The 11,185-nt window shown below is 41.9% G+C and carries 13 protein-coding genes; 12 read left to right on the plus strand and 1 reads right to left on the minus strand.

Going from position 1 to position 11,185, the window contains the following annotated elements:
• A partial coding sequence (locus ABZB17_RS15245) for a CrcB family protein (RefSeq protein ID WP_372651279.1) occupies window positions 1-144 on the minus strand: 144 nt, incomplete at its 3' end.
• Between the two features lie 109 nt (window positions 145-253).
• Here ABZB17_RS15245 and dacB point away from each other — a divergent pair.
• The 12 genes from dacB to ABZB17_RS15305 all read left to right on the plus strand — a co-directional run.
• Window positions 254-1,681 carry a D-alanyl-D-alanine carboxypeptidase/D-alanyl-D-alanine-endopeptidase gene (dacB, locus tag ABZB17_RS15250; RefSeq protein ID WP_372651260.1) on the plus strand — a complete coding sequence of 476 codons (1,428 nt, stop codon included), beginning with the start codon at window positions 254-256 and terminating at the stop codon, window positions 1,679-1,681.
• A 282-nt stretch (window positions 1,682-1,963) separates the two neighbouring features.
• The gene (locus ABZB17_RS15255; RefSeq protein ID WP_372651262.1) at window positions 1,964-2,557 is read left to right on the plus strand and encodes a DUF4255 domain-containing protein; all 594 of its coding nucleotides are present in this window, start codon (window positions 1,964-1,966) and stop codon (window positions 2,555-2,557) included.
• Window positions 2,557-3,432 (plus strand): hypothetical protein, encoded by an 876-nt coding sequence (locus ABZB17_RS15260; protein ID WP_372651264.1) that lies wholly within the window; start codon window positions 2,557-2,559, stop codon window positions 3,430-3,432. The genes ABZB17_RS15255 and ABZB17_RS15260 overlap by 1 nt, the downstream gene beginning before the upstream one ends.
• A 20-nt stretch (window positions 3,433-3,452) precedes the next feature.
• Window positions 3,453-5,540, plus strand: a complete 2,088-nt coding sequence (locus ABZB17_RS15265) for a phage tail sheath family protein (protein WP_372651266.1) — start codon at window positions 3,453-3,455, stop codon at window positions 5,538-5,540.
• A gap of 27 nt (window positions 5,541-5,567) precedes the next feature.
• Window positions 5,568-6,014 carry a phage tail protein gene (locus tag ABZB17_RS15270; protein WP_319481060.1) on the plus strand — a complete coding sequence of 149 codons (447 nt, stop codon included), beginning with the start codon at window positions 5,568-5,570 and terminating at the stop codon, window positions 6,012-6,014.
• Window positions 6,011-6,451 (plus strand): phage tail protein, encoded by a 441-nt coding sequence (locus ABZB17_RS15275; protein ID WP_372651268.1) that lies wholly within the window; start codon window positions 6,011-6,013, stop codon window positions 6,449-6,451. Before ABZB17_RS15270 ends, ABZB17_RS15275 begins: the two co-directional genes overlap by 4 nt.
• A 2-nt stretch (window positions 6,452-6,453) precedes the next feature.
• Window positions 6,454-6,615, plus strand: coding sequence for a DUF5908 family protein (locus tag ABZB17_RS15280; protein WP_372651270.1), 162 nt, complete (start codon window positions 6,454-6,456; stop codon window positions 6,613-6,615).
• A gap of 1 nt (window position 6,616) precedes the next feature.
• Complete coding sequence (locus ABZB17_RS15285) at window positions 6,617-7,336, plus strand: hypothetical protein (protein ID WP_372651272.1); 720 nt, start codon at window positions 6,617-6,619, stop codon at window positions 7,334-7,336.
• A gap of 97 nt (window positions 7,337-7,433) precedes the next feature.
• On the plus strand, window positions 7,434-9,179 hold the full coding sequence (gene vgrG, locus ABZB17_RS15290; RefSeq protein WP_372651273.1) for a type VI secretion system tip protein VgrG: 1,746 nt from the start codon (window positions 7,434-7,436) through the stop codon (window positions 9,177-9,179).
• A gap of 1 nt (window position 9,180) precedes the next feature.
• Window positions 9,181-9,474: a PAAR domain-containing protein gene (locus tag ABZB17_RS15295; protein ID WP_319481055.1), complete on the plus strand. Its 294-nt coding sequence runs from the start codon at window positions 9,181-9,183 to the stop codon at window positions 9,472-9,474.
• Window positions 9,464-9,886 (plus strand): GPW/gp25 family protein, encoded by a 423-nt coding sequence (locus ABZB17_RS15300; RefSeq protein ID WP_372651275.1) that lies wholly within the window; start codon window positions 9,464-9,466, stop codon window positions 9,884-9,886. Before ABZB17_RS15295 ends, ABZB17_RS15300 begins: the two co-directional genes overlap by 11 nt.
• An 11-nt stretch (window positions 9,887-9,897) precedes the next feature.
• The coding region (locus tag ABZB17_RS15305; RefSeq protein WP_372651277.1) for a hypothetical protein at window positions 9,898-11,185 on the plus strand (1,288 nt) is incomplete at its 3' end.

Here is an 11,185-nt window from a genome sequence, read left to right on the forward strand (position 1 = left end):
AATAAAACTACCGGCCATGTTGGCTACAAATGTTCCCCATGGGAAAGTGGTACTCATCCCTTTCTCCACAAATAGCTGAACCAGGTAACGTAAAACACTTCCGATAAAACCTCCGGTGCCAACTAGTAATATTGTTCGAAGCATTATTTTGTTTTTTGATATTAATTGATTGAATTTGTCATACAAATTAATTTCTATTTGTACAGCTAAGCCAAACAATCTGTTAATTTTAGGCTTTCAAAAATAATAAAAAATGCAGGTGCGAAATTTTTCTCTACTTTTTCTTTTGATTTTAAGTGGGCAGATTCTGGCTCAAAACAGTTTTGAATCGGCAGTTGAAACACTGCTTCAGCAGGATGATTACAAAAATGCTTCGGTTGGAATGAATGTGGTCGACCTCAATTCGGGCGAAACTATTTTTAGTCTGGATCCCAATAAATTGTTAGTTCCGGCTTCAACCATGAAGATGATTACTTCGGGAACTGCTTTGGAAATTTTAGGTGCTGATTACCGTTTTAAAACACAAATAGCGTACATCGGAAAAATTGATAAAGACGGCGTTTTGGATGGTGATTTAGTATTGATTGGCGGGGCTGATCCGGCTTTGGGATCGGAATATTTTCAGGATCATTATTTTGATTTTCTGAAAAACTGGGCCAAACAGGTAAAAGCATCGGGCATTAAAAAAGTAGAAGGGAATTTGATTTTGGATAGTGGAATTTACGATTCGGAACGAATTCCGGACAGCTGGGTATGGGGAGATATTGGCAACTATTACGGCGCCGGCCCAAATGCTTTTACAGTGTTTGATAATATGTACCGAATAACATTTTCTTCGCCTAAAAAGGAAGGAAAACTAACAACGGTGATTCAAACCTATCCGAAGATTAATGGTCTGCAAATCGATAACGAAGTACTTTCGGCGGATAATAACAGCGATAACGCCTATGTTTTTGGCGGCCCTTTTGATAAAAACAGAGTAATTCGTGGTACCATTCCACGAAACCGTAAAGCTTTCACCATTAAAGCGTCTGTTCCCGATCCTGCCGAAGTTTTGGCCGTTGCCTTTATGCAGAATCTTTTAGCCGAAGGTGTTTTTGTTGAGGGAGAAACACGCTTTGAGAAAAATGTGAGCAATAAAACAACGTTGATCTTTACCCAGGAATCGCCAACATTAGTAGAAATTGCAGAAGTGCTGAACCACGAAAGTGTAAACCTGTTTGCCGAGCATTTTTTGAAACAGATTGCTGTTGAGAAAAATGGATTGGGAAACCGATATGATGCCATTGATCTGGTAAAAGCCTATTGGGAAGAGCAAGGGCTAAGTATGGAAAACATTTTTATGGAGGACGGTAGCGGATTGTCGCATTTTAATGCGGTGTCTCCGGCATTTTTTACCCGCTTTTTAACACGAATGGCATCAAACGATGCTTTTGTTGAGTCGTTACCTGTTGCGGGCAAGGGAACTTTTAAACGTTTCGATACCGAAAAACTTCCCGGGAAAACCTTACAGGCAAAAAGTGGCTCGATGACACGTGTACGTTGTTATTCGGGCTACCTGACCACAGACAATGGAAACAAACTGGTATTCTCATTTATGTTTAACCATTTCGGTGGATCGCACACTGCATTGATTAAGGAAATTGAGCATCTTTTTGTGCAGCTAAAAGAAAACTATTAGCGTTATATCTTTCTTAATAATCATCTCTATTGTTAATAATAATTTTGTAAATTATTGATTGTTAGTATTTAAGGCGTGTTGTCTTATTTAGATTTAGTTTAAGTGTTGACTTATAACTCTTATTGTCGTAACTTGTATTCACCATTAAATGATTGAAACTCCTAAAAGTTTCAATAAATACAGAAGATAATAACCACAGCCCTTTTCAATTATAGGATTCCTTCTTTAAGGACGCAAATAACTATGTTTTACTTGTAAATAGTAGAAACTGAAAAGGTGATTATGGTTTACGAAACTCTTCAAATTCTCAAAGAACAACTGGAGAAATATCTGGACGATGCCGGATTGGGAAAGATTGTCGTTCTGGAAAATCTTGCGCTGTTAGATTCCGGAACCGACAAAGCCAAAAATCTGGAAGGAAAGGTGATTATCTCATTGTTGAGTGTTCAGGAAGAATCAACGTTAAAGAATCTTCCCACTAGTCATGTGGTTAATAATAAAGCCGAATATTATAATCCGGCAGTCAATATTAACCTTTTTTTTATGGTTAGTGCCAATTGTGACTTTTATTCCAATTCATTGATCAGTATTACAAAAACACTGGAGTATTTTCAGGGGAAAAAGGTTTTTACCGCACAAAATACGGTGTATAACCGCTCGAACCTGTCGATGCAGGAACTCGATGATTTTAAGTTTGTTGTAGATCTTTATACTCCGGGTTTCGAGGTATGGAATCACATATGGGGAACCCACGGTGGCCGCCAGTTACCCTCGGTAATCTATAAAGTACAACTGCTACAGGTTGACCGACGCAAGAAACAAGCAAGCACAGAACTAATAACAAAAATAAAAGGAACCCTAAAGGATATTAATTAATGAGCTTTTCATCCATATATAAGCCTTTATTCGGTGTAAATATTTTACACAAATACTTCCTGAATAAAGGAACTGAAGATTATTTCAGTATGTCTGATGTTGAAAAAGAAAAACAATTGGCCAGCTATCCTCTTTCCGACCTCTTTTCTATCGTTCCTTCAGCAAATACCAGCCAAAGACTTAACGGTCATAAATTAATCCTCAAAAACACCAACCGGGGTTTTATGGTCTGGACAAAAGTATCAGAGAGCGACACTAACAGTCCCTTTATTCCATTAGATGGCTCTCTGTACTTCACTTTTTTGCTGAAAACTTTTAACAGCACATTCAATCACTTTACACAAGTCGGGTTGTCGAATGCCGGTCATTTGTTTTTCTTTTCCAATAATCGTTTATCAACTGAAGATCCTGGTTTCCCTTTGATCAAAAAATCGAATAGCAACGCTGCAATCGACTATACCTACCGATTAAATGCAGAGAGTATTAAAAATGAAATGCAGCAACTATCGCCTGAAGAACAAAACAATCTGATCGGTATTATCCGAATTGGAATGATGGGTGAAAATGGCTCGTATAACGTAATTAAACCAAACGGGACCTTGCGAAATGATCCGCTCGAATTCAATATTGTTTTTGCCAACCGGAAAACAACCTGGCGCTATTTTTTTAACACCAGCCAGCAAACGCATAACAACGACGATGTTAAAAAGGAAAACGGAAATGCCCGCCAGTTGGTAACAAAAACAGAGCATCCGCTAACTGCACAAGGTTTTATCAGCATAAAATTGGGAGATCAGGAATTGCCTAATCCCGATGTGCTGCAAATAAATGCAAACAGCACATTAACAAAAATATACTCAGAAATATACATGTAACACATTAAATCAAAACAGTTATGGCAACAACTTACAAAACACCGGGCGTTTACATCGAGGAAATTTCGAAATTGCCTCCATCGGTAGCGCAAGTTGAAACAGCTATCCCTGCTTTTATTGGTTATACTGAAAAAGCGACCAATAAGATAAAAGGAGATCTTAAAGGTGTTCCCACAAGAATTACCTCGATGCTGGAATTCGAAACTTATTTTGGCACTGCAAAACCTGAAACTTCCATTGGTATTACGATTAACGATACCCTCTTGAATGGTGTAACAAAACGCGATCTGGTGGTAACACAGCCCGCATCAAGGGAACCTTTCCTGATGTATTATTCATTGCAACTTTATTTTGCCAATGGCGGCGGGCCTTGTTACATTGTTTCGGTTGGCCGCTACGGAACCGATTTGGATGACGACGACACCCAGGTAACTTCGATAAACAATTCGGATGATTTTAACGACGGATTAGCCGAGGTGGCCAAAGTGGATGAGGTTACTTTGCTTGTTTTTCCTGATGCGACAGCACTTTCAACTCCATCAGAATTTTACAGCCTGTACAACGACGCTTTAGCGCAGTGTAACAAAGTTCAGGATCGGTTTACAATTATCGATACGCTGAGTTATGATGCAGTCAGCCCGACGGATTCAAACATTGCCGATTTGCGAAAGTTTATCAGTTCCGATAAAGCTTACCTGAAATACGGTGCGGCTTATTATCCGTTTCTGAAAACAATTCTGAATTATCAGTTTGATGTAAAAAAGATTATCGTTTCGCATTATTCTTACGATGCTACCGCTTATGAAACCATCGATGCCAATGTAACGGCTATTGAAAGTCCCGCATCGGGATTGCCCGCTACTGTCGCCGATTTGGTTGATTTGACAACCACGCCCGGAGATATTTCAGGTGCAGTGAGCGACGTACTGTTACAAATGTACAGTGCCAGTGGCTTCGATCTGGGAGGAACTTTTTCGAGCGACAGCACCAAAAAAACGGCATTTTTGGAGGCGGTGGAAACCATGCTCGGATCACTCGGCGAACTCAATGATTTTAAAACAAAACTAAACACCGAAGCCAAAGCAGCTTCCGATACCATTTCGGATGAAGACCAGACAATTGCCGACGGTATTGATGCAGCACTTATTACGTTTAATGCCGATTTTGAAGGTGCAGGAAAGATCGATGAGGTTTACAGTAACCTGAAGGAGTTGTTTGTAAAAATGCAAAACGCCGATACTTCTACAAAAATTAAAAACCTGTTGGATGTAAATGCTGTAAACTTCGATGCAGAACTGAAAAAGCTTGAAGATTACACGCCGCTAAATACGCAAACAGGCATCACATCAAACTTCGATGCTTTTGCAAATGTGGTTACCAACATGAACGCGCTGATCACTGAGATCAGAAAAGTAGAAGGCAAAGACAAAAATAATGGTGCCATGAACGGCCGGAGTTTGAATGCCGTTGAACAGGTGGATGATGCCACATACAATAAAATTCTTACCGATATTGGAAACCTGCCGCTTGAATTACCACCAAGTGCTGCGATGGCTGGTGTTTATGCCCGTGTTGATGGCGAACGTGGTGTTTGGAAAGCACCCGCCAATGTGAGCCTGAATTACGTTTCGGGATTAACGGTTAAAGTAACCAACGATGTTCAGGACGACCTGAATGTGCATACCCAAGGAGGAAAATCCATTAATGCAATCCGGGCTTTCACCGGAAAAGGAATACTCGTTTGGGGGGCACGAACTCTGGCAGGTAACGACAACGAGTGGCGTTACATTTCTGTTCGTCGTTTCTTTAATATGGTGGAAGAGTCGGTACAAAAAGCAACCGGCGTTTTCGTTTTCGAACCCAACGATGCCAATACCTGGGTGAAAGTAAAAGCCATGATCGACAATTATCTGGTGAATCAGTGGAAAGCCGGAGCATTGGCAGGTACAACACCTAAGCAGGCTTTTTATGTGAAAGTTGGCCTGGGAGAAACAATGACCGCGCAAGACATTCTCAACGGATATATGATCATTGAGATTGGTATGGCAGCTGTTCGTCCGGCCGAATTCATTGTGCTTCGATTCTCTCATAAAATGCAGGAGGTTTAAATCAATAATATTTTAAAAGAATAAATTATGGCAACTACATATCCATTACCAAAGTTTCATTTTAAAGTGAGCTTTGGCGACACCGAGTTTAACTGCACCGAAGTTTCTGGCCTCGATTTCGAACGCGAAGTGATTGAGTACCGTGCCGGAGCTGATGCCGAATACCACAAAAGCAAACAACCCGGTTTGTCGAAATACAGCAACATTACATTAAAACGCGGAACCTTTGCCGACAAGGGACGCGAGTACTACGAAAAATGGGTGAAAACCGTTTATTTCCAGGAAGAAGGTGAGAAATATCGTGGCGATCTGGTAATCAGTTTATTGAATGAAAGTCACGAGCCGGTGGTGAGTTGGAAAGCGATCAATGCCTACATCACCAAAATTCAGGCTACAGATTTTAAAGCCGATGGAAATGAAATTGCGATTGAAACAGCCGAGTTCGTACATGAAAAACTCACGATGATAGAATGAGCGAATTCCATCCACCCATAGGATTTCATTTCAGCGTTGAGTTTCCTGATATCTCTTCCAGTAACGGTGATCAGCGTTTTCAGTCGGTTTCAGGACTGACTGTAGACGTGGATACCGAGGAAATTGCCGAAGGGGGAGAAAACCGGTTTAAACACAAAGTTCCCGTTCGGACCAAGTATCCAAACCTGGTTTTGAAACGCGGATTACTGGTGGATTCGGAGGTGATAAAATGGTGTCGCGATGCGGTTGAAGACTTCAGCTTTAAACCTACCAACCTGGTAGTGAAATTACTGAATGAAAAACATGAGCCGCTGATGAGCTGGAACGTCGTTCATGCTTACCCGGTAAAATGGAGCATGAGCGACTTTAATGCCGAAGAAAGTAAACTGGCCATCGAAACGCTGGAACTGACTTATAACTATTTCAATGTGATATAATTATGCCGATAGAAATTAAGGAATTACACATCAAGATCAATGTTTCCGGCGATTCGGAACAATCACGTAATGGTGGCGGTGAAGAGGAAAGCTCAAAAGAGAAGATCATTGAAGCCTGTGTGGAACAGGTGATGGAAATATTATCGAAAAAAGAAGAACGCTGATATGTCGGGAGAACTTACAAAACTGCAGATAAAAGCATACCGCGACGAACAGTTCAATAACGAAGTCGCCAATGGCGAATTTCAAACTTTATTGAATCCGGAAAAGTATGTTTTCAAGTATAAGGTGGAGCAAAACAAACAGCAAGCGTCGGGAACGAGTTCTTCTTCGCCGCGTTATAATCGCACACCACCTGAAGATCTGGAGCTGGAGTTTATTTTCGACCGGACCGGAGTCCTTGTGAATTACGGTAATCCTTCAACCGCTGACGACAACGAGCTTTCGGCGGATAAAGGAAACGGGATAAAGGAAGATATTGATCAGTTTAAACGGGTGGTTTTTGATTACAACGGCGACGAACACCGCCCTAATTACCTGGTTATTTTGTGGGGAACGCTTTTATTCAAAGGAGTTTTAACCGAAGTCGACATCACCTTTAAACTGTTTAAATCCGACGGTACGCCGCTACGTGCCACAGCCAACGCAAAATTTAAAGGTTTTGTTGAAGATACTTTGCGGGTGGCTACCGAGAACAATAATTCGCCCGATCTTACCCACATTCGGGAAGTGAAAGAAGGCGATACCTTGCCTTTGATGACCCACCGGATTTACGGCGACTCGAAGTATTACCTCGAAGTGGCGAAAGCAAACCGAATCACCAATTTTAGAAAATTGAAGGTAGGACAGAAAATATTCTTTCCTCCCATTCAAACGAGCAAATAATAAATATAGCCACAAGTAGTTCGATTGAAATTTTGCGAGTTCCATGAGTTACCTTAAAGAATAAACAATTCTAAACGAATGAAAAAGTATCATAAATATGCCTGAAACGCGAGTCATACCAACTGCACGGTCGGCCGATCTGGTTACCTGCAAAATTCTTGTTGATGGGGAAGAATTATCTTCTGTCAACCAGGTTTTGAGCATCACGGTGCAAAAGGAGATCAACCGGATTCCCTGGGCAAAAATCATATTGCTCGACGGCGATCCTGCGGCTCAGGATTTTGTGTTGAGCAATGAAAGTTTCTTTGTTCCCGGAAAGGAAATTGAGATAAAAAGCGGTTACCATTCCGAGGAAGAAACCATTTTCAAAGGGATTGTAATCCGCCATAATCTGAAGATCCGGTCCGACAAAGCACAACTGGAAATTGAATGTAAAGACAAGGCGGTGAAAATGAGCATTGGCCGGAAAAGCAAATATTTCTACGATAGTAAAGACAGCGATATTCTGGAAGGAATTATTGATGCGTTTGGTTTGGAATCCGATGTGGAGGAAACCGGCGTAACATATCCAGAAATGGTGCAGTACCGGGTTAGCGACTGGGATTTTTGCATTACACGTGCTCAGGCAAACGGAAAAGTTTGTGTGATCGACGATGGAAAGTTTTCGGTGCTGGCTCCTGATTATTCGCAGCAAGAAAAAGTGACACTCGTTTACGGGGCGACCATTCTTGATTTTGATGCTGAAATGGATGCCCGGAATCAGTTTGCCAATGTTACCAGTTATGGCTGGGATGTGGCCAACCAGGAAATTGTGGAAAAGGAAGCCAACAATGCCGATGTGGAGCTCAACGGAAACATTTCGCCCGATGAACTGGCTTCGGTAATTGAACTGGATAAACTGGAGTTACGCGATGGAAGCGCCAGTACTGATGCCGGTTTGCAGGATTGGGCCAATGCTAAAAAGTTGTTTAACCAGCTGTCTAAAATACGTGGGCGAGTTCGCTTTCAGGGTGTTCCCGATGTGAAACCCAACACCACTGTTGTATTAGCAGGCGTGGGCGATCGTTTTAACGGCAAAGTGTATGTTTCTGCTGTTCGTCATCAAATTACTGATGGCAACTGGACCATTGATACCCAATTCGGAATCAATCCAAAATGGTTTTCCGAAACGGTTGATATTAATGAAATGCCGGCAGCGGGGTTGATTGGTGCCGTTAGTGGTTTACATGTGGCAAAAGTCACGCAAATTCACGACGATCCCAATGGCGAGTACCGTGTAATGGTTCGAATGCCCATCATTAACAACGACGAACAGGGCGTTTGGGCGCGGGTAGCCACACTCGATGCCGGTGATAGTCGCGGAGCTTTTTTCCGCCCTGAACCGGACGATGAGGTAATCGTAGGTTTTCTGAATGACAATCCAAACGATCCGGTGATTTTGGGCATGCTACACAGTAGTGCTTTGCCTTCGCCGCTTGAGCCCGAAGAGCCTAATAATGAAAAAGGATTTGTGACCCGAAGCGAGTTAAAATTCCTGTTCAACGACGAGAAAAAGTCAATCGTTCTTGAAACGCCAGGCGGCAAAATTATCACGGTTGATGATGATGCTGGAACTATAAAAATCGAAGACGAATCGGGGAATGTAAGCACTTTCGATTCCAGTGGGATAACACTCGAAAGCAGTGGCGATATTTCAATAAAAGCAACGGGCGATGTAAACATCGAAGGTACAAATGTTGGCCTTACTGCCACTGCTGAATTTAAAGCCGAAAGCGGCACCGGATCAGAATTGGCATCGTCGGCCATAACAAAAGTTACAGGATCATTAGTACAAATAAATTGATATGCCACCAGCAGCAAGAATAAATGATATGCACACCTGTCCGATGGTTAATCCGGGGCCTGTCCCTCATGTTGGAGGGCCGATTTTACCACCCGGCGAACCAACGGTACTGATTGAAGGAATACCGGCCGCCCGTGTAGGAGATATGGCTACCTGTACAGGCCCGCCAGATACCATTATAATGGGTTCGGGTACGGTATTTATTGGCGGAATGCCCGCCGCCCGTGTAGGTGATCTTACTGCACATGGCGGAACAATAGTAATGGGAAGTGGAACAGTAATGATTGGAGGTTAATATGCAGGAATACAACTCATTTTTAGGACGCGGATGGAGTTTCCCCCCGGAATTTAAAAAGGGGACAAAAAGTGTAAAACTTCAGGAGAATGAAGAGGACATTAAAAGTAGCCTCGAAATTTTATTGTCGACACGCCTGGGCGAACGAATTATGGTTCCCGATTACGGGTGTAATCTCGACGAATTGCTTTTTAAACCTTTAAATCTTACGCTGAAAACCTATGTGATCGACCTGATTAAGAGGGCTATCCTGTATCATGAGCCGCGGATTGATGTGAATAAAATTGCCATCGATCCGATAAATGAACTGGAAGGCGAACTGATGATCAATATCGATTATACCGTCCGGTTGACCAACTCGCGAAAAAACATGGTATTCCCGTTTTATAAAACCGAAGGCAGCGAAACATAAACGAAACTTAAATGGCAAATTGCGGAAAAGACATATTACTTCCCCGTGAGGGAACCGAACAACAATCGCGGTTTATTGATGCGCTTGATCCGGCCTGGGTTAAACTAAACGATTTTGGGCTGGAAGAGTGGATGAAATTTGCCTGGAATTTTGCGGGTCATATTAACTATTTCGATACAAAAAACGACCAGGTTCCGGCCGATAACTGGCAGGACTTTTTTATCGCAAAAGATGAACTGACAAGTTTTCTGAAAGAGCTGGAATCCGGTTCGGAAATAACACCGCATTTGGCTTTGTTCGTCACTTTTATAAAACTGCTGGATACCACTAAAAAACACTTCAACCATTTAACACAACGGCACCTCGATTTCTATTACAAAAGGGTATTAAAACTTGAAAAACAAGCGGCAACACCCGATACCGTTCATGTTTTGTTTGAATTGGCCAAAAACGCCGAATCAGAAATTATTGCAGAAGCAACGGCATTGGATGCCGGGAAAGACGCAGGTGGAAAAAAACTTATTTATAAAACTGCTGATGAACTGGTAGCCAATCAGGCAAAAGTAACGGCGCTAAAAAGTGTTTACAATGATCACGAATATCAAAAAATTAAGGCTGCCGAAGTTGCCAATTCATTCGATGGTGCAGGCGCTGATTTCCCGGATAAAAACATAAAATGGTGGCCTTTTGCCTATTACGAAGTTCCACCGCAAACTGACGAGCCTGACCTGCGCGAATATCCTGAATTGCCGGATGCAAAAATTGGTTTTGCCGTTTCGGGCGAAATTCTTGAATTACAGGAAGGAGAGCGCTATGTTCAACTGACTCTCGATTTTGATACCGTACTTTCAAAGTCATATTCATCGGAGGATATAAAAGCTAATCTTGAAATTCTGTGTACCGGTGAAAAAGGTTGGCTCGAATCTGCCGAAATCATTGAATCATTTACTAATAATGCTATTGGCGCTAACTTTTTATCCGGTTCCGATGCCACCGATTTGAGTATTCTTCGCATACTTTTCCAAATACCAAAAGACGAAAAAGCCGTTGTGGCTTACGATAAAAAAATACATGCCGGGAATTTCGATACAGAATTTCCGGTTTGCCGTGTGCTTATCAATACAAGCAATGAATCAGGACATGAACTTTACCGCGATTTGGTGGATAAAAAACTTAATGAACTCTCGATAGATGTGGCGGCGGTTGGAGTTGAGAGCCTGAATCTTTACAACGATATTGGTGCAATAAACTCAGTAAAACCTTTTTATCCATTTGGTACACAGCCCGTAAAAAAATCAA

The sequence above is a fragment of the Draconibacterium sp. genome, assembly GCF_041583095.1.
GTDB lineage: Bacteria > Bacteroidota > Bacteroidia > Bacteroidales > Prolixibacteraceae > Draconibacterium.